The organism is Streptomyces sp. NPDC001407 (assembly GCF_042895325.1).
In the GTDB taxonomy this organism is placed as follows: Bacteria; Actinomycetota; Actinomycetes; order Streptomycetales; family Streptomycetaceae; genus Streptomyces.
The window spans coordinates 25,882-42,895 of the sequence record NZ_JBIAWF010000005.1 but is presented as its reverse complement, the minus strand read 5'-3'; the positions used below and the strand labels follow the sequence as shown (position 1 = coordinate 42,895).

The 17,014-nt window shown below is 70.1% G+C and carries 17 protein-coding genes and 1 tRNA gene; 2 read left to right on the top strand and 16 right to left on the bottom strand.

Annotation, left to right across the window (positions count from 1 at the left end):
- Window positions 1-181 precede the first annotated feature (181 nt).
- Window positions 182-1,087 (bottom strand): transketolase, encoded by a 906-nt coding sequence (locus ACFY1P_RS09455; protein WP_361525688.1) that lies wholly within the window; start codon window positions 1,085-1,087, stop codon window positions 182-184.
- 20 nt (window positions 1,088-1,107) lie between these two features.
- The gene (locus tag ACFY1P_RS09450; RefSeq protein ID WP_361525690.1) at window positions 1,108-1,815 is read right to left on the bottom strand and encodes a transketolase; all 708 of its coding nucleotides are present in this window, start codon (window positions 1,813-1,815) and stop codon (window positions 1,108-1,110) included.
- Window positions 1,816-1,962: 147 nt separating this feature from the next.
- Between ACFY1P_RS09450 and ACFY1P_RS09445 the strand changes: the two genes are divergently transcribed.
- A tRNA-Pro gene (locus ACFY1P_RS09445) sits at window positions 1,963-2,036 on the top strand.
- 60 nt (window positions 2,037-2,096) lie between these two features.
- Here ACFY1P_RS09445 and ACFY1P_RS09440 read toward each other — a convergent pair.
- Entirely contained in the window at window positions 2,097-3,338 is a 1,242-nt protein-coding gene (locus ACFY1P_RS09440) for a tyrosine-type recombinase/integrase (protein ID WP_390750309.1), read from the bottom strand.
- Entirely contained in the window at window positions 3,338-3,727 is a 390-nt protein-coding gene (locus ACFY1P_RS09435; RefSeq protein WP_390750308.1) for a helix-turn-helix transcriptional regulator, read from the bottom strand. Before ACFY1P_RS09435 ends, ACFY1P_RS09440 begins: the two co-directional genes overlap by 1 nt.
- 311 nt (window positions 3,728-4,038) lie before the next feature.
- On the opposite strand from ACFY1P_RS09435, the gene ACFY1P_RS09430 reads away from it, so the two are divergent.
- The gene (locus ACFY1P_RS09430) at window positions 4,039-4,920 is read left to right on the top strand and encodes a transporter (protein ID WP_390750307.1); all 882 of its coding nucleotides are present in this window, start codon (window positions 4,039-4,041) and stop codon (window positions 4,918-4,920) included.
- Window positions 4,921-4,965: 45 nt separating this feature from the next.
- Here ACFY1P_RS09430 and ACFY1P_RS09425 read toward each other — a convergent pair whose 3' ends face one another.
- The 12 genes from ACFY1P_RS09425 to ACFY1P_RS09370 form a co-directional block, all read right to left on the bottom strand.
- Window positions 4,966-6,123 carry a DnaB-like helicase N-terminal domain-containing protein gene (locus tag ACFY1P_RS09425; protein ID WP_390750306.1) on the bottom strand — a complete coding sequence of 386 codons (1,158 nt, stop codon included), beginning with the start codon at window positions 6,121-6,123 and terminating at the stop codon, window positions 4,966-4,968.
- Window positions 6,120-7,322, bottom strand: coding sequence for a DNA cytosine methyltransferase (locus tag ACFY1P_RS09420; RefSeq protein ID WP_390750305.1), 1,203 nt, complete (start codon window positions 7,320-7,322; stop codon window positions 6,120-6,122). The genes ACFY1P_RS09425 and ACFY1P_RS09420 overlap by 4 nt, the downstream gene beginning before the upstream one ends.
- Window positions 7,319-9,124, bottom strand: coding sequence for a type IV secretory system conjugative DNA transfer family protein (locus ACFY1P_RS09415; protein WP_390750304.1), 1,806 nt, complete (start codon window positions 9,122-9,124; stop codon window positions 7,319-7,321). Before ACFY1P_RS09415 ends, ACFY1P_RS09420 begins: the two co-directional genes overlap by 4 nt.
- A 295-nt stretch (window positions 9,125-9,419) precedes the next feature.
- Entirely contained in the window at window positions 9,420-9,794 is a 375-nt protein-coding gene (locus ACFY1P_RS09410) for a hypothetical protein (RefSeq protein WP_390750303.1), read from the bottom strand.
- A gap of 165 nt (window positions 9,795-9,959) precedes the next feature.
- Window positions 9,960-10,319 (bottom strand): hypothetical protein, encoded by a 360-nt coding sequence (locus tag ACFY1P_RS09405; protein WP_390750302.1) that lies wholly within the window; start codon window positions 10,317-10,319, stop codon window positions 9,960-9,962.
- A 160-nt stretch (window positions 10,320-10,479) separates the two neighbouring features.
- Window positions 10,480-10,977 carry a hypothetical protein gene (locus ACFY1P_RS09400; RefSeq protein ID WP_390750301.1) on the bottom strand — a complete coding sequence of 166 codons (498 nt, stop codon included), beginning with the start codon at window positions 10,975-10,977 and terminating at the stop codon, window positions 10,480-10,482.
- Between the two features lie 79 nt (window positions 10,978-11,056).
- Window positions 11,057-11,509, bottom strand: a complete 453-nt coding sequence (locus ACFY1P_RS09395) for a hypothetical protein (RefSeq protein WP_390750300.1) — start codon at window positions 11,507-11,509, stop codon at window positions 11,057-11,059.
- A gap of 157 nt (window positions 11,510-11,666) precedes the next feature.
- On the bottom strand, window positions 11,667-12,791 hold the full coding sequence (locus tag ACFY1P_RS09390; RefSeq protein ID WP_390750299.1) for a hypothetical protein: 1,125 nt from the start codon (window positions 12,789-12,791) through the stop codon (window positions 11,667-11,669).
- Window positions 12,792-12,829: 38 nt separating this feature from the next.
- Entirely contained in the window at window positions 12,830-13,384 is a 555-nt protein-coding gene (locus tag ACFY1P_RS09385) for a hypothetical protein (protein ID WP_390750298.1), read from the bottom strand.
- Window positions 13,385-13,396: 12 nt separating this feature from the next.
- Entirely contained in the window at window positions 13,397-14,911 is a 1,515-nt protein-coding gene (locus ACFY1P_RS09380; protein ID WP_390750297.1) for an ATP-binding protein, read from the bottom strand.
- Window positions 14,912-14,944: 33 nt separating this feature from the next.
- The gene (locus ACFY1P_RS09375) at window positions 14,945-15,415 is read right to left on the bottom strand and encodes a DUF6238 family protein (RefSeq protein WP_390750296.1); all 471 of its coding nucleotides are present in this window, start codon (window positions 15,413-15,415) and stop codon (window positions 14,945-14,947) included.
- A gap of 32 nt (window positions 15,416-15,447) precedes the next feature.
- Window positions 15,448-16,917, bottom strand: a complete 1,470-nt coding sequence (locus ACFY1P_RS09370) for an SCO6880 family protein (protein ID WP_390750295.1) — start codon at window positions 16,915-16,917, stop codon at window positions 15,448-15,450.
- Between the last annotated feature and the right edge of the window lie 97 nt (window positions 16,918-17,014).

The following is a 17,014-nucleotide window of genomic DNA, read 5'->3' as shown; positions in this document are numbered from 1 at the left end:
AGTTGCGGTGATGCGCGGGACGGCTCGATGGTTGCACGGGGGACGGGCCGTGGGTCAACACCGCACCGGTCGCGACGATCGCCGCCGCGGTGCCGCCCGCCGCCCCCGCCACGGGTGAGGCGAGGGGGGCGGGTGCGGTCCGCTCATCGATTCATCGGCCCGGGGCACCCCGGGCGGGTGCTCACCGGTTCAGGAACGATGTGATCCGGTCCCGCAGCGAGCGGGCGTCCAGCCCCTGCCCAGCGAGGTGCTCGTCGACCGAGCCGTAGCGGCGCAGCTCCCGCCGCCCGATGCCCAGGCCGAGCACGCGGTGCGGCAGATCGGCGAGGGCGTCGTTCACGGCGCCCGTGGAGGTGCCGGCCAGATAGGGCTCGACGAGCACGACGTCGGCGGCGTCCGTCTTCCCACCGAGCGCCGCCCGCAGGGAAGCGCCGTCGAAGGGCCGTACCGTCGCCGCGTACAGCACGGTCACGTCCAGCCCCTCGACCGCGGCCAGCACGTTGTCCAGCATCGGCCCGACCGCGACGACCACCCCGCCGCGCCCCTCGCGCACGGTGTGGAAGCCGGGGCCGGACACCGGCCGGGCGGTGGTGTTCGCGTGCAGCGAGAGCCGCACGTACACCCGGTCGTCCCCCGCGGCGACCGCCTGCCGCAGAAGGGTCTCGGTCTCGTCCGGGTGGCCGGGGACGTGCACGGTCCAGCCGTCGAGGGTGTCGAGGAGCGCCACGTCCCCGGGCGCCATATGGGTGCGGCCACCGGCCGGCCAGTCGTACGAGCCGCCCGTGCTGACCAGCACCCCGCCCACGCCCTGGTGCTCGAAGTCCAGCTTGACCTGCTCGAAGGCGCGCTCCACGAGGAAGCTGGCGAAGGTGTGCAGCACCGGCCGCATCCCGGTCAGGGCCAGCCCGGCGCCCGTGCCGATGAGCAGCTGCTCCCGGATGCCGACGTTGATCACGCGGTCGGGGTGGGCGCGCTGGGCGTCCGCGAACCCGGCCACGCCGATGTCGGCGAGCACGAGGGCGAGGCGGGGATCGGTGTCGAGCAACTGGGAGAGGGTGGAGGTGAAACGCTCGCGCATGGTGTCCATCGGTGATGCCTTCCTGGGCTTCAGGCGTTCTTGGGGGCGACGCGGGCGACCACGGCGTGGGGCCGGCCGGGGTGCGGCGCGGTGAAGGCCGCGTGCAGGGCCTCGTGATCACGGCCGTCCACGGTGACGGCCGACCACCCGGCCGCCTCGAAGCGGGACGCGATGCCCCCGCGCCAGCCATGGGTGGCCGAGGTGTTGTCGATGATCAAGGTGTGGAGGGTGTCGAGCCCGGTGGCCCCGGCGAAGGCGAGGGCCTCGTGGTTGCTGCCCTCGTCGAGCTCGGCGTCCCCGATCAGCACCCACACCCGGGCCCCGCCCAGGCCCTGCGCCCGCAGCCCCAGCGCCGTCCCCACGGCCAGCGGCAGCCCGTGCCCGAGCGACCCGCTGCCGATCTCCACGCCCGGCACCAGCATCCGGTCCGGGTGGTGCCCGAGCGGCGACTCGTACCCCCCGAACCCGCTCAGCCACTCCTCGGGGAAGAACCCCTTGGCGGCGAGCACCGCGTAGTACGCCATGGGCCCGTGCCCCTTGGACAACAGGAACCGGTCCCGGCCCGGCGCCTCCCGCAGCTCCGGCGAGATGCGCAGCACGCGGTCGTAGAGCACCCAGAGCGCGTCGAGCGTCGAGGTCGCGGCGGGCCCGTGCTTCTCGTCGCCGCTCATCAGGGTCATGAGCCGGGGGAGGTCGTCATAGGTGAATACGGAGGCTGTGCCGGCCGATGTCGTCATGTCGATCAGCGTGCAACCTCGACCAAGCTTGAGGTCAACCCCCGGCGATCATCAGACCCCCGCAAACCCGTGCGCGCCCACCCGCTGAAGTGCGGTATTGTTCTCGTGCGCGGTCGGCGAGGGCAAAACCCCGAGCCGGACAAGCACCGGGACGTGGCGCAGTTTGGTAGCGCACTTGACTGGGGGTCAAGGGGTCGTGGGTTCAAATCCCGCCGTCCCGACACGGTGAAAGAAGCCTCTGATCAGCGGGAAACCGCAGGTCAGAGGCTTTTTCGCGTTGATCACCTGACGAGCCGCAGGTGCCGCACAGGTGCGGCCTCTGGGACCAGTTTGGGACCAGCGGGTTCCTGGCGGCCTTCGGCGAGGTAGCGGCTGAGAGCCGCGCCCGCCAGATGGATCGAGCGGCGGTCCGGGTGGAGGTACCGCTGGGTGGTGGTGATCGAGCCATGTCCGGCGATCATGCGGAGGACGTGGACGGGGATGCCGGCATCCGCCATCCATGTCAGCCCGGTGTGCCGGAGGTCGTGGCGGCGCAGGTGTTCGTAGCCGAGGCGGACGACGACTTCGTCCCAGTGGGTGGCGTCGCGCAGGATGGCTGTGGTGATCCGGCCTCCGCGCGGTCCGGTGAAGAGCCGGGCCATGGGGTCGTGCCCGACTGCGTCGAGGCGGGCGCTGACCATGGGTCGGATTTCGGGGATGAGAGGTACGGAGCGGCGCCGCTTGCCCTTGGTGCCCTTGTCGATGAGCCCACCCGGACTGGGGGTGGTCTGGCGGCAGCACTCCCACGTCCAGGTGCGCCGGTCGATGTCCTGGGCCCGGACGCCGGAGACCTCGCCGATGCGGGCGGCGGTGCAGGCGGCGAAGCGGACGGCGTCGCCCCAGCCCAGGTACTGATCGTGCGATCGCTCGACGAGGGCGTTGGCGAGGGTGTCGAGCGCGCCCCAGTCCCGCAGGGCGAGGGAGCGCGGGTCGTCGAGTTCGTCCTCGACCTGCTGGTAAGTCCTCTGCCAGCCAGTGACTTTGGCCGGGTTGATGTCGATGATGCCGTCGCGGACGGCTTGCTCCATGACCCGGTTCAGTGGGGCGATGGAGTTCTTCACGGTGGAACGGCCGTGGCCGTCGGCGATCCATCCGTAGACCGTGCGGTCGACAACACCGTTGGTGATGACGGGGACTTCAAGGTGTCCGATGGCCGGTACGATTCGGAGCCGCCAGCCCGCCCCGTAGGGGTCCATTGTCTTGGGCTCCAGGCCGCGCATGGCCAGGTCCCACTCCAACTCCCCGTATTCGGAAAGCGACATCGTCGCCACGGCGGGACTAACACCGCGCTGCGCGATGCGCTCCATCCGGTCGACCCATGACTGGGCTTCGTCGTCTGTGGGCAGCATCCGTGAGCGGGAGAGGCGCTGGCCGGATTCGGGGTCGAACCATCTGACGCGGGCACGGTGGGGGTTGGGGAATCCCTCACGGTATTCCACGTCCACCGACAGCTTGACGCCGATCGGCGGCATCTGCTTCTGCATCAGGCGGCCTGCGCCGGATCGATACGACGGCTGGCGAGCCATTGCTGAAGGTCGAGCGCGCTGTACATCACAGCGCGCTGCGACAGCTGCACGAAAGGCGGCCCCTGCGGCGGGCGTGCGGTGCGCCACCGGCGGAGGGTGGAAGGGTCGCGCTTGAGGAGCTGGGCGACTTCTTCTGTGGTGTACCAGCTCGCGGTCAGAGCGTCGGCCGAAGCGTCTGCGCTGGAGACAGGGGATATGTGCGGGTGCGTTATAGCGCGGTCGGGCATGGTCTTCCTGCGGTTGAACAAGGATCTGTGCAAGGCGAATTCCGCGAGAGTTCCGGTCGTTGGTCGGCTGATTCCGGCGAGACACAACACTGGGTCGACCTCGCGGAACAGTCCACTCAAGCGGGGGCGCATTCTCTTACGGAGAACACGCGCACAGGACCAGTTTCTTGACCGCAGCCGGTTGGGATAACCGGCGAATGTCTGCTATAGAGCGGCACCCTGCTTCTCGGAGAGGTGACGGCTTCGGATGGTGGCGGGCCAGCCGCAGGAGGCTTCACTGCGCTGCGCCGCTGACCGAGGACCTGCGGGATGCGCGCACGGTGGGCCTGCCTGGCCACGTTCACGGCAATTGGATTGCAGGCCGGCATGCGGCGGGAAACAATCTTGCCTCCGTCGGCCGTTAAGGCAGGCGGAGGCAAGAAGGGGCGGACGTGTCAGGTCTGAAGTTGTTCAACGTCGGGGTGGGCGGCGCGGAAGAGATTCCGGCGCGATCGGTAGCGCGCGAGCGATGCCTGCAGGAGCTGGTCGAGCAGCACATGGAGACCTTCCTCGGCGTGCGCTTCCTGGCCAGTGAGTACAGCACCGGCCCGCGGCACGGCGGCCGGATCGACTCTCTCGGACTCGACGAGAACGGGGCTCCCGTGATCATCGAGTACAAGCGCGGCCAGGACGCAGGTGTGATCAACCAGGGGCTCTTCTACCTGTCGTGGCTGATTGACCACAAGGCCGAGTTCCAGCACCTGGTCCGCGAGCGCCTCGGCGTAGCCGCTGCGGCCCAGGTGCTGTGGAACGATCCCAGGTTGATCTGCATCGCTGAGGACTTCACTCGCTACGACGCCCATGCCATCGGGGAGATCCAGCGCACCATCGACCTGGTCCGCTACCGGTATTTCGGCAACGACCTGCTCGCGCTTGAACCAGTGGCATCCGTCACCGGATGGGACCGCCAGCCACGTCCCCGGCGGGCCGTTGCTCGTGTGGGTCAGCCCTCCGGCGGTGTGACCGAAGAGCTGAGGTCAGCCGTCGACGAGGTCTTGGTCTCTCTCGGCGATGACGTGACCCAGGTGGACCGCAAGCAATATCGCGCCTACCGGAGACTGCGGAATTTCGCCTGTGTCAGCCGCATGCATAGGCAGCATGTTCTGATCTACCTGAATGCCGATCCCGGCAAGGTCGACCTGATTCCCGGTTTCACTCGTGATGTGACGAATATCGGGCATCACGGTACGGGTCCGTTGGAGGTGCGCCTTCGTACGGAGAAGGACCTTGAACGGGCCGTCCCTCTTTTCCGTCTGGGCTATGCCAGCGCGTAAATTGGTGCGTGCTTTTGCCCGTAGCGGTGGCGGGCGGTGTATGCGTTACCGCGACGAACCCGATGTCGGTGCACGCGGGGCTGAGAATCCGGGCCCGGAAGGGCTGACTGGGGCGATCCTCGGGGGCGGGCGAGTCGCGGAGCGTTGCGTCGGGAGTCGAGAGGAACGTGCAGGCGGGGCTGGTGGCCCGTGGTGTCGCCGTAGCCGCACGGCGGTGAGGTCTCGAAGAGCACGGCGGCAGTCCGCGATGAGTTGTTGTGGTGTCATGGCCGGGTCTTCTACGGCGTGTCCGATGTGTCCGGCGGAGACGACGGCTGCGCTGAGCAGTGCGTGGTCCAGGAGTCGCGTGGCCCAGTAGGCGGGGTCGTTGCCGGAGCGGGCGCAGGTGGTGAGGATGGTTTCGGGTGTGGTGCCGGCGAGGACGCCGCGGTGCTGGGCTTCCCAGACCACGGTGATGGGGTCGATGGGCTCGCCGCGGTGGTGCAGGGCGGTCAGACAGCGGTAGAGCTGTTGGTGGAGAGGGTCGGCGAAGTCTTCCGGGGTGAGGTAGCCGCGGATGTCCCTCAGCTCGTGCGGTCGCGTCGTGACTGCGGAGAGGAAGGCTTGTTCGTCGGCGTGCCGTTGGTCGTTCGGGGGAAGCTCGCGGAGCGAGGGAGGGGAGCCCCCGCGAGGCGTGGCTCCCGGGTGGGCACGCCAGTGCCGGGATAGGTCGTCAAGAGCGCTGGTGAGAGCGTCTGCCTGCGCGTTGACCGCTTCTGCTTGGAGTTCCGGATCTTTGGCTGACCGCGTTGTGTCGGCGAGGCGTTGGGCGTGTTCGGCGATGGTCCGTCGGGTGTGGCCGGCCAGCACCATGCGGCCGTAGGCGGCGGCGTGGTCCGGTTGAGGGCAGAAGTTGACCAGCGTGTGGGCGTGTGACGGGGTGAGTCCTGGGGCTTGCTCGGTTGCGAGGGCGGTGGTCCGCTTCAGCCAGTCGAGGCCCTGATCGCTCGAGCACTTGTCGGCCAGTGCGGGATGTCCGTCGTTGGCGAGTTGGCGCATCGCTGTGTGGAGGGCGGCGTGGTGGGGGAGGTAGAAGTGCCCGGCCTCCAGCCAGTTGACGGTCGAGCCGAGGTGGCGCGGTCGGAGAAGGAGGGCGCCGAGGAGAGCCTGCTCGGCGAGCACCGTCGCTTCCATCCCCGGCAGCCCCTTGAGACCGGCGCTCATGCGGCCAGCCCGAAGTCGTCCTGGCGCACGCGCGCCCCCACGTACGGGGCGAGTAGGTGTGCGGCCATCAACGGAGGGACGGCGTTTCCGATCTGCTGGAACTGACGCGACTTCGTGCCTTGCCAGGGATACCAGGCCGGGAACGTCTGGAGGATTCCCGCTTCGACCGCTGTGATCCGGATCGCCTCCGAGGAGCAGCTGGGACGAGGGGAAGCAGGTGTTGAACCGGCATGCGGTTGTTCGGGGAGCCAGACACACTCGTTGACCCGGTGGCCGAAGAAGAGCGTTCCGGCGGGCTCGTCGAGGCGGCGGACGGTGGCGTTGGCTTGGCTGTTGTTGCGCAGCACCCAGGAGCGGGTTGTTCGGGAGCCTGCCGTCACTGGCGACTGGGTGCGGTGTTTCCAGCTGCCGCGCTCGCGCGAGGTCGTCAGCGCCTTCCGGGAGCCGCTGGGGAACGGTTCCGGGCCTCCGCCCGGTCCGCCGCCGGCGCACACGGTGGGCACCGGCCGGTCCGTTGCGCCCCAGCCGAGTGCTTCGGCCATGGACACCCACCGTGCGCGGCCGGGACCGAACAGAGTCTCCGGCTCACCAGCGCGGGCATGGGTGGGCTCCGGCGGGCGCGCGGCCTTGGTGCGGGAGGCGAGCAGGATCGCCCGCCTGCGGGTCTGGGGCACCCCGTAGTCCGCGGCGTTGAGGATCCCCGCCCACACGGAGAACCCCCAGGTGCGCAGGATGGCCGCGTACTGCCGCCACAGCGGCAGTACGTCCGGCACCTCCTCCATGGCGATCCACTCCGGCTCACCGGCAGTGTTGAGGGCGTGCAGGTAGCGCATCGGCTCGGCCGCGAGCAGTGAGCGTGCGTCCTTGCAGGATGTGAGGAGGCGCTCGCGGGTGTCGTGGCCGGCTGCGAGGTCGGCCACGGCCTGGTGGACCAGCGGCTGGTCCACCAGGCCGAGACGCTTGCCGGCCATGCTCCACGCCTGACATGGCGGGCTGGCCAGGAGCCCGACGGTTCTGCCGACGAAGGGCCGCGTCGGATACCGGGCGACGTCTGTGCGGATGGTCAATTCGCCAGCGGCAGCGCGGGTCTTGCAGGCCCATTCATCCCACTCCAGGCCGATGTCGTGTGCGCCGAGGACGGTCAGTGCGCGCGACCAGCCGCCCGGACCGGCGAACAGGTCCAGGATGAGGCCCGTCATGCGGCCGTCCTGAAGTTGTCCTGCTGCGGGCTGGACTTGGCGATGGCGCGGGCGGTGATGTCCTTGGAGGCATGGGCCGAGGCTGCGGACAGCTCGTCTGCGCCGGGCTCCTTGTACCAGGGGCGCAGGGTGAGCATGGCGGCGCGCATCCCTGTGGCCAGGCAGATGGCGGTGCCCTTGGCGAGGGCGCGGATGGCGTCGGCGGGCAGGATCCTCTCCTGCCGCATGGAGACCGACTTGGAAGTGCCGGAATCGGAGGTGGAGGTGGAGACGGTTTCCACGTCGTGGTCGCCGATCATCCGGGAGAGCTTGTCGGCGAAGTCGGGGTCGTCGATGCCGCTGCCGATGACCTTGATCGTGGAGGCGCTCCACATGGCGTCCATGCCCGCGTCGCCCCAGACTTTCTGGCCCTGGCGGTAGGACTGCAGGATGGTGATGGGGATGATGCCGCGCGACCCCAAGTGGCTGTACAGGTCGGGCAGATCGCTGATCTTGCACACGTTGGCGGCCTCGTCGAGGATCGCGAGGAGCGGCGGGTCGAGGCGGCCGCCGGAGCGTTCGGCGTGCGCGGTGGCGGTGCGCATGACCGCGTCGGCGCAGGCCGCGATCAGTGCCGAGGCACCGCCTCCGCCGTCCTTGGAGAGCAGGTACAGCGTGTCGCGGCCCTGGACGAACTCGGCGGGCCGGAATTCGGGCACGTCCGGTTGCGGGGTGACCCATGCGGCGATGTCGGCGGAGAGCAGACAGGCGGCGTACTGGCGGGCGGTTTCGTAGATGCCGTCGCGGGTCTCGGGCGGGCCTTCGACGGTGCCCTTGAGCTGGGCGGCGACGGCGTCGAAGTGGTGGTCGCGCAGCACGTCGAGCGGGGTGCGGTCGGAGGGGAAGGCCAGCCAGCCCATGACGTCGGTGATGGGCCGCCGGTCGAGGGCGGCGGCGAGGAAGAGTTGGGCGAGGACGTTCTGGGCGGCCTTGGACCAGAAGTCACCGGCGTTCGAGGCGTCCACGGAGGCGGAGACGAAGTGGCCGGCCAGGCGTCCGGCGCCTTCGAGGGTGGTGGCGTCCGCGAGGGGGTTCCACCACATCTCCCGCGGGGCGTGGGCGATCTGCTGCGGGTCCATCGTCCAGGTCCGGCCGACCCGGCTCCGCGCCTCCAGGGTTGCTGTGTAGGCGTCGCCTGCGGCCTTGTTGGACGTGAGCAGGACGGCGCCTGGGGCGTTGAGGATGGCGGGGATGGCCAGGCAGGTGGTCTTGCCGGAGCGCGGGGCCATGATGGCGACGGCCACGTCCTCGTAGCCCATGCGGACCTCGTGTCGGGTACCGGCGAGGTCGCCGAGCAGGATGCCGGTCTGGGCCGGTGCGATCTTCTTCGTCTCGGCCTTGGCCAGGCTGGGGCGGAGGGACTGGGCCTTGGCGGTCATTTGCTTGGCGAGCAGCGGCTCGATGTCCCGCCGGGTGGCCATGCCCTTGACGGGTTTCCGGCCACGGGAGCCGTTCTTGTGGCGGAGGTAGAGGCGTGCGGCCAGGGCTGCGGTGGCCAGGAGCAGGGTGATGGGGAAGACGAGCGTGCCGATGGTCAGCGCGGTGTCGCCGGTGTGTGGCCAGAGCTCGTGGGGGTGGAGGAGGGCGTCGGCGGGCTGGAACGGTGCGCGGGGGCCGGCGTCGGTGAGGAAGGTGACGGCGTTGCCGCCGATCCAGGCAGCGGTCGCGAAGGGGACCAGTACGGCTATGCCGCCGATCAGGATACGGAACAGGACGTCCGTGGCTGGGGAGGAGGACGCGGACGAGGGCGTGCGAGGAGGCAAGAGGAAAGATCCTGTGGTGGTGCTTAAGGGGAGACGGGGCGCGGGAGGCTCTGAGGATTGCGCTGGTCAGCGACAGCGTCCGGCCGGAGCGTGGGAGGAACGCGGGTGGGCAGAGCGCCGGATGGCAGGAGTGCGGTGGGGCAGAGCAGAGCGCTCACCGCTGGCGCGACGTGGGGCGATCCTGCGAAGTCAGTGGGGCCTGGAAGCTTCGCGGGCCAGCAGTGTTCTGGCGAGGCGGCGTGCAGTACAGCGCCCTCGGGTGTGCCGGGTCTTGGCACACCCGAGGGAGAGGGAATCAGCGACTACGGCGCGTGGTGGGGCTCGGCGTAGGTCGCGGAGGTACGCGAGTTGTCTTCACCGAAGCGGACTTCACCTGCGCTACGACTGCCGTGTGGATGGCCTTGTCGTACAGGTCGTGAGAGATGTTGGCGTCGTACCCGGCGGCGGTCAGCAACAGGACGGCTCGGATAGATCGCTGCTTGACCTCGGTTTGGTTCAGGCCCTCGGGCAGTTCATGCCAGGTGTAGATCGCACGCGACTTGCGGGTGAAGCCGAGGGAGTCGAGGCGCTCGAGTAGACGCTCGGGGGCGTCGGTGCGGGTGTCCGCGTAGACGATGTCGTCACGCCGGTATATCTCGACGTCGGTGCCGTATTCGTCAGCCAGGCTCATGGAGGATGGGGACTTTCGTAACGGAGCGGTGCCGATGGGCTGTTGAGGTGCACGGGATACTTCAACAAGTCCCAGCGGACGGGCGGAACGGGGTGGGAATGAGGTTGGCGCGCTGGGCAGATCGCACAGCGTTGCTGTACGGCGCGTCGTGGCTCGAGCGGACGATCAGACCGCTATGTCGTAGTCGTTGCGGTGGACGAGCTGGTCGAGGGCGGTGAAGGCGTACCAGTCGCCTTCGGTGCAACCCTTCGGAGGCAGTTGGGGTAGCAGTTCGACGGCCAGGGCGCGGAAGAAGTCCAGGCATTCGGGGCAGTTCCGCTCGACGTGGATGAGGTAGCGCGGGTGCACGGTGGTGAAGGTGCGAGTACCGCCATGCGGATTGCGGGTACGCCACCCGTCCTGGCCGGTGACGGTGTGCCAGGACGGGGCGACGACGGTCAGGTCGTCGCCGTGCAGATCGCCGTCCAGGCTGCCCCGGATGACCACGACACGGTCGCTAGGGGCGAAGTGGTCGTGTGCGACCACGCGGGCGGGCGTGACGGTATCTGTTGCGTGGACGGAAAGCGGAGCGGAATCGGGCATGAGCAAGACCTCGGTGATGGGGTGTGCTGGGCAGCGGAAGCCCCGGAATCAGGTGTGCCAGCCGGTTTCCGTAACCGGTGGAACGGCGCTGTAGCCGCAGGGCTTAGACGAAGGGGTTCTCGGTCGGCCGGTCGGCGTCGGTGGCCGCATCGAGCAGCTCCGGCAGATCGCGGCCGTCGGCATCCCGCTGGTCGATCCACCACCCCGCGCGCGTGATCGTGCGCGCCTTCTCCTCGATCACCGACCACTCCGTGTCGTTCCAACTGCCTTCGACGACCAGCTCGGTGTAGGCAGCTGTCACGAGCTGGTGCCGACATCGCACCGCCCACTCCAGTGCCTTCTGCGGGCCCTCCAGCGGCGGCATGCCGTAGCGCTGTTCCCACTCGGTTGCGGCCTGTTGTTCCTCGGCTCGCCGGGCAGTGAGCCACTGCTGCTTCTCGTCCGGGCTGCTCTCGCGGGCGGCCCTCCAGCAGTCGGAGCAGTCGCGGGCCTCAAGCCAGCGGGCGAAGCCTGCGCGGCGGTCGGCGGCGCGGTCGGAAAGATCATGCTCGACCTGGTGGCCGCACGTGTGGTCGACGGTCCAGTGAGTACGAACAGCCATGAGTCAACATCTCCTGTGTCTCGGTGGATTGGCGCGGTGGGGTAGTTCAGCAAGTACGGTCGGCAGCGTCGCGTGGTCCTCAACGCCGTATCTGGCTGCGGGGCGCCCACAGCGGAGGGTGCTTGGGGCGTGGGGGGACGGGCTGCAGGTCGGTGCGGCTCTGCCACGCGGCGGACCTGGCGACCGCGGCCTGGGCGGTTGGCGTCGTTCGCGGCGTGGTGTTCTGCGTCATGGTCTGCTGTTGTTCATTGGCGAGGCGCTGCGTGGCGGCTTGCTGGGGTGGTGCGGGGTCGAGGCTGATGTCGGCGGCGACTTGGTAGCGGGCGGCGCGGAGGGAGGCGATGGCCTGCCGGGTGCGGCGTTCGCCGTCGTGCTCGGGGTTGGCCAGGGCGTAGAGCTTGCTGCCGGGGACGGGCTGGAAGCCGAGGAGCTTGAGTACGTGGTCGGCGACGAACAACTCCTGCGGGTTCAAGGCGACATAGCCGAGTTCTGGGTGGCGGCCGACGATGACGTGAGGGTCGGGGTTATCCACAGGGCTGTGCTCCGTGCTGGGGAAAAGTGTGACCGGCTCACCGGTGGTGGGCGGGCTTGGTGGAGGCGGCGGCCGGGGGAGTGCTGCGACACACGGTTACGGATCACCAACCGCGGCGAGGTGAAGGGGGCGAATCTGCGGTGCGCAGGGGGCGGCGTCAGCGCCCGCGCGGGCTGCTCTTGGTGGAGACGAAGCCGATGGCGGGCTGCGCGGCCGTGTCAGCGCTGGGGCGGGTGCGGGAGGTGTGGTGCTGACTGCCGAGGAGGTCGGCCCAGATGTGCTCGCCGTGAACGTGGGTGAGCATGGCGATCTCGCCTAGTCCGAGCCGCAGTTCGGCCAGGTCACGGGTGAGGTGCTGCAGGCGGGTCGTGATGCCGTTGAAAGAGGTGGTGAACTCGCCGCGCAGCGCGGACGGACCAGCGTCGGCGGCCCGGGAGGCAGTCTGGCGGACGACGCCCTCCAGAGCCGGGAGTGTTCCCGTTGCCGGATCGAGTATCTGGTCGAGAACCGCAGCTACCTCGTGCAAATCGGTGGCGGTGGTGGCCCGGTGGGCCAACTCGGTCAGGGAAACCGCGACGGGTGCAGGAGCGGTCGGCTGCGCCGTGGGGGCGTGTGCGATGGAGACGTCGGCGCCGAGGGCGCCGAGTTGCAGGGCGGCGGTTCGCAGCCGCGCGTCACGTTCGGCAGCCGTGAGCGTACCCGGCAGCGTGAAGACGCCGGTCTCGCGCGGGACTTGGTGGAATCCGGTGCGCTCGAGGTACTCGGCAGCACCGGGATAGTCCGTGGCAGCGGTCAGCGTGCCGTCGGCCTGCCAGGCGAAGGAGACCCGCGCCGTACGACATGTCGCGGCAGCCTGCTCTGCGGCGGCGTTGCGACGCACATGGGCGAGGGCTTCCTGATAGCGGGGCAGCAGACGGCGGGTGACGGTGGCAGCGGCGCGGACGGGGTCGGTGCCCATGGTGATGCCGTTCGGCTCCTCGACGCCGCGGAAGAGATGGTCTGGCACTGCGGGCGGTGCAAGGGCAGCCACGATGAACTCGCGCTGATTGAGAGGCCGGTCGATGACGTACAGGCGCATGCCGTCCGGTCCGGTCAGGACGGCGCCGTGGTCCAGGACGAACTCGGAGACGGCCCACTGGGCGTGGCCCATGTCCCACAGTTCCTCGGCGATGGGGAACTGGTCGGGGTAGGTGGCGTGCGCGTGGTGCTGGCTGGTCCAGGTGCCGGGCAGGCGCTGGGCGAGTGCGGTGGCGAAGGTGGCCAGATCGGCGCGTTGAGACACGAGGAGGGGTCTTTCGGTGTGTGCAGGCGGGCGGGGGTTCAGAGGGCCGGTCGGCGCCGGACGGCGGTGGAGAGGGGTGCCGGCGCGGGCGGGCATTGCGCCTGCGGGGTGGAAGCGGCGGGTCGACGTGGCGGCTGGACGAGCCGTCGAGCGTCGGAGTTCAGCTGGTCGGCAGTGTCATGAAGGGCGGTGCGGGCTTCCTCCACGTGGTCGTGGATGACGCTCCAGGCGGCGTCTCGCGCGTCGGCGAGATCGGGGGAGGGCGGCAGGCGCGCGTGTTCGTTAAGGAAGGCGACCTGCCGGAGGATCTCGCTCAGGGAGCTCATGGCCTGTACGCAGCCTGAGGTGGCAGTGGCGAGAGCGGTGTTGCCGCGTAGTTCGGCCCGGTCCGTGGAGAGGGGTCCGGTGAGCCGGTAGAGCAGGAGGTCGGACATCTCCTCGGCCATGCGGCCCAGAGCCTTCAACCGGGCGCCGGCGGTGTAGGCCACCATCTCCGCGGTGCTGTGCTCAGGGACGTCGAGCCCGGTGGTCAGGTCGCGGATCTCCCGGGCCACGGTGCGCAGGTTGTCGGGGTGACGTACGTAGATCGGCAACGTGCGGACCTCTCAGTGCATGCGGGCATCGGTGTCGAACAGCTGCAGCTCCTGGGGGTGGAGGAGGTGCTGGACGATGAAGGAGCGGCCTGCCACTTTCCACAAGCCCCTGCCTCGGTTGAGGTGGGCGATGGCCTGGGATTCCACCGAGGTCAGCCCCAGCAGTCCGGCGGCGGCCAGGACCTGGTCGGCTTCCTGGCGGTAGACGATGCGGGTGGAGCAGTCGGCGAGCAGGCCCTCGGCGAGTGCGCGTCCGCGCGATCCGGCGTCACCTGCGGTGAGCAGGTCGGACAGGCGGTGGATGACCATGAGGTTGGCGATGCCCAGGCCCCGGGAGAGCTTCCACTGGGACTGCATGCGCTCGAGCAGGCCCGCGTGCCGCATCAGCCGCCATGCTTCGTCGTAGACGACCCAGCGTCGGCCTCCGTTGGGGTCGGCGAGTGCGGACTCCATCCACGCGGAGGCGCAGGTCATGGCGAGGACGAGGCCGGTGTCGTCGCCGGAGCCGCCGAGGCGGGAGAGGTCGATGGTGAGCATCGGGCTGCGCGGGTCGAAGACCACGGTGGAGGGGGCGTCGAACATCCCGGCGAGGTCGCCGTGGACGAGGCGGCGCATGGCGTGGGCGAGGTCGCGGGCGGCATCGCCCAGACGGCCGGAGAGTTCGCCGCCGGCGATATCGAGCAGGCCCGGGTTGTTGAGGGTGGCGGCGATGTCGCCGAGCAGCGGGGTCCGCCCGGTGCAGGCGGCGTGGGTGACGACGCAGTCGAGGGCGACGTCGAGGGCGGTGTGTTCCATCGGCAGCAGGTCCCGGCCGAGGACGGTGCGGGCCAGGGAGCCGAGCAGCATCAGGCGGCGTTTGCGGACCTCGCTCGCCCAGTCCTCCGCGCAGACACCATCGGGCTGAGCGGGGGCATCGAGCGGGTTGAGACGTCCGGGCAGTCCCGGGCCGAGCGCGATGGTCGTGCCGCCGAGCGCCGAGGCGACCGCGGTCCATTCCCCCTTGGGGTCGCACGGGACGTAGATCCGGTAGCCGAAGGCGACGGAGCGCAGGGCGAAGCTCTTGGCGAGTGCGCTCTTGCCCATGCCGATGACCCCGGCGAGCAGGACGTTGGGGTTGGTGAAGCCGTCGAGCTTTCCGTACAGCGCGAACGGGTCGAAGGTGAAGGATGCTTCGGCGTGGACGTCGCGGCCGATGTAGGTGCCTTCGGCGCCGAGGCCGCCTTCGGCGAGGAAGGGGTAGGCGCCGGCGACGGTGGCGGTGGTCATGCGGTGGGCGGGCAGGGAGAGCTTCCCTCCGCGTGCGGAGGCCGGGCCCGGTCGGCCACTCGCCGGGTACAGCGGGGCCGGTCCCTGTTCGTCGATGCGGTCGCGACGGCGGGCGGGAGCGGGGGCGGCCTTGCGGGCTTGTTCGCGGGCGTCGTGGAGGCGGTGGCGGTCGGCGCGGCGCTGGGCCCGGTCACGGTGGTGGGGGGTGAAGAGCGGGGAGGCGCTGGCGCGGCGGGTTGTGCGGGCGGGCCGGTGGGTCATCGGGGAAGTGCTCGGCTTTCAGCGGGGGTTGGTTCAGCTGGCGCGGTGGCGGGCGTGACCGTGGAGGGGTGCGTGCAGGTCGGCGGGGGTGGTCTGCCGTCGGACGAGGGCGCTGGTGCGCAGGTGGCGCAGGCAGATCGTCACGAACGGCGGTCCGGCATCCAGGTCCTGGCGGCAGGCGGCATCCTGTGCTGGCTCGCGGCCGGGGACGGGGGCGCGGGGTGCTTGGTGGAAGGCGTCGTGGAGGTGTTCGCTGGCCTGCCACAGCCGGGTCCGGGCTGCTGCCAAGTGCCCGCTCTGAGCGGGGTGTTCTGGCTTTGTCTGCTGGGTGAGCTGGCTGATCAGGGTGTGGAGGGTGGTGAGGTGGGCGTGGAGGGCGTCCATCTCGCTCCGGGTGGCCGGAGGTTGGCTGCTGCCGGGGGAGGCGGTGGTGTGGTGGCGGATGCCGGCGGTGGCCGCGGTGAGGTAGGCGAGCGGCTCGCGGTGTGCGGTCGGGGGCGTCACGAGAGGGTGGTCCTTCCTGCGGCTTGCGGGTGTTACAGGGCGGTGCGGGCGAGCGGCAGGGCGGCGGTGGTGAAGGCGTCGGGCTGCTGGTAGTCCAGGCGGCGCAGGTCGACCTGTGCTCCGACGGCGGCGGTTTCGACCTGGGCGCAGGCGGCGTCGAGTTCGTCGTGGCTGTCGGCCGAGATGGTGAGCAGGCCGTTGAGGGCGACGTCGGCGTGGCCGGCGATCAGCTGCCGCTCGCGCTGCTTGACGTCCGCATACTCGACGTTGTCCTCCTCGGAGTCGACCTGGCCGCGGCGCTGCCGCTCGGCGGCGTCGGCGATGATCGTGGCCTTGCGGCGCTGGACGTCCTTAAGCGCGGCTTCCAGCTGCTGCGGCACGTAGATCAGGGAGAAGGAGCGGCGCACTCCGGCGGAGAAGAGAACGGGGTGGAGGAAGCCCGCGCCGACTTCGGTGCGGGGCCAGCTCTCGACCCAGTAGGTGGCGTGGTGGGCGCTGTCGGTGGTGATCCGGTCCTTTTCCTCGACTTGGACGACGGGTCCGGCGGCGGCCGGGTCGGCTTCGGCGCGGCCGGTAGGCGACCATTGCTGCAGGGCGGAGAGGGCCTTGGGGTCGTAGGCGGTGCGGATGACCGCGGCGATCTCCCGGGCATCGAGCCAGCCGGTGACCGTCAGCCCGGCGTTGCGGGCTGCCTGGGTGAGGGTGGCGGTGGTCTGCTGCAGCACGGTGAAACCACCCGGCAGTCCGCCACCAGCCTGCGAGATCAGCCGACGGGCGGCCTTCATGTCGAGAGAGACCGCCAGGTATGCCTCGTGGGGTGCTGCGGCGGGGCCGGCGGCGGCGACGAGTTCGGCGTAGACGGTGCCGGCGACCGGGGCCTGGGGGTGGCCGTGCTCGTTCCAGTGCCGAGTGAGGGCGTCGCCGGAGTCGGGGACGGTGCGTTCGAGGACCTGGATGGTCTTGATGTGTCCGGTGCGGGCCAGGCCGGCGAGGGTGCGGCCCCAGCCGGTCACGTTGGCGTTCTGGGTGGCCGGGTCCAGGAGGGCGAAGGCCCGGCTGGAGATGCGGGCGACGGCGGTCATGGTGCCTGCGCGCGGATCGTGGACGGCGGCGAGCTGCCGGTCGGGGGAGGTGAAGACCCGCAGCGAGGCGTCGGTGCCCGGCAGGTGGAGCAGGCCCTCGGTGCGGGGGCGGGTGGAGGGGCGGGCGAGCCACATGTGCTGTCCTCGGGCGCGGCGGATGCGGTAGCGGGTGATGATCGGGGCCCAGTCGACGAGCGAGCGGCCACCTCGGCGGATGAAGACCAGCGCGGCGACGGCCACCCACAGGGGACCCAGGGCGAAGGCGCCGGCGAGGCCGGTGCTGACGACGGTGAGCATCAGCACGGCGAGCGTTGCCGCGGTCAGGGTGAGCTGGGGCAGCGAGAGCCCGAGCAGGATGCCGCGGCGGCTTCGGTGCGGAAATTTCACCGTCACCGGCATGGCGGCGGAGTGATCAGACATGACAGACGAAAGGCCGTTCTGGAAGTCCACCGGCTGCGGCGAAGCACGGGCGCGGTTGCTCGCGCCGTGCCGTGGCCGGAGGGGTCCGGGGCGCCCG

What these genes read in the sequence shown, in the direction of transcription:
- ACFY1P_RS09370 (WP_390750295.1), bottom strand. Translation starts at nt 16,917, where the DNA reads ATGTCTGATCACTCCGCCGCCATGCCGGTGACGGTGAAATTTCCGCAC.
- ACFY1P_RS09410 (WP_390750303.1), bottom strand. Translation starts at nt 9,794, where the DNA reads ATGAGCCTGGCTGACGAATACGGCACCGACGTCGAGATATACCGGCGT.
- ACFY1P_RS09420 (WP_390750305.1), bottom strand. Translation starts at nt 7,322, where the DNA reads ATGACGGGCCTCATCCTGGACCTGTTCGCCGGTCCGGGCGGCTGGTCG.
- ACFY1P_RS09380 (WP_390750297.1), bottom strand. Translation starts at nt 14,911, where the DNA reads ATGACCCACCGGCCCGCCCGCACAACCCGCCGCGCCAGCGCCTCCCCG.
- ACFY1P_RS09440 (WP_390750309.1), bottom strand. Translation starts at nt 3,338, where the DNA reads ATGCAGAAGCAGATGCCGCCGATCGGCGTCAAGCTGTCGGTGGACGTG.
- ACFY1P_RS09450 (WP_361525690.1), bottom strand. Translation starts at nt 1,815, where the DNA reads ATGACGACATCGGCCGGCACAGCCTCCGTATTCACCTATGACGACCTC.
- ACFY1P_RS09400 (WP_390750301.1), bottom strand. Translation starts at nt 10,977, where the DNA reads ATGGCTGTTCGTACTCACTGGACCGTCGACCACACGTGCGGCCACCAG.
- ACFY1P_RS09425 (WP_390750306.1), bottom strand. Translation starts at nt 6,123, where the DNA reads ATGAGCGCCGGTCTCAAGGGGCTGCCGGGGATGGAAGCGACGGTGCTC.
- ACFY1P_RS09455 (WP_361525688.1), bottom strand. Translation starts at nt 1,087, where the DNA reads ATGGACACCATGCGCGAGCGTTTCACCTCCACCCTCTCCCAGTTGCTC.